Genomic DNA, 361 nt, shown 5'->3' on the forward strand with positions numbered 1-361 from the left:
CGGAACTACCATTCTTCCACAGCACATACAAGCGCGGAATCTACGTCACAAAGATGACCGCTCTGGAGACGCTCTTCGTCGTGCGCGAGACGTCCTCTAATCGCCGGTTCCTGCATAAGTACTCGCACGACCACGTCGATCCGATCGCCTTTACGCCGGCTTCGGGCTGGGAGAAGGCGCAGGTCGAGAACCAGGTCGCGCTGGTGCGCGAGCGCGTAATCACCCCGCGTGTCCGGCTCAATAGCTACGAGGAGCTGAACGCGCTCCTGCTCGATGGGGTGATCGCCTACGCCAAGGCCCATCCCCATCCCGAGGAGCGCGAGCGCACCGTCTGGGAGCGGTTCGAGGCCGAGCGGACAGC

The 361-nt window shown here is 63.2% G+C and carries 1 pseudogene; it reads left to right on the forward strand.

The annotated features are described in order from the left end of the window. Positions 1-361: pseudogene (locus MKK51_RS17915) on the forward strand (IS21 family transposase); the annotation flags it as partial.

It is taken from the genome of Methylobacterium sp. E-045 (assembly GCF_022829685.1).
Taxonomy (GTDB): domain Bacteria; phylum Pseudomonadota; class Alphaproteobacteria; order Rhizobiales; family Beijerinckiaceae; genus Methylobacterium.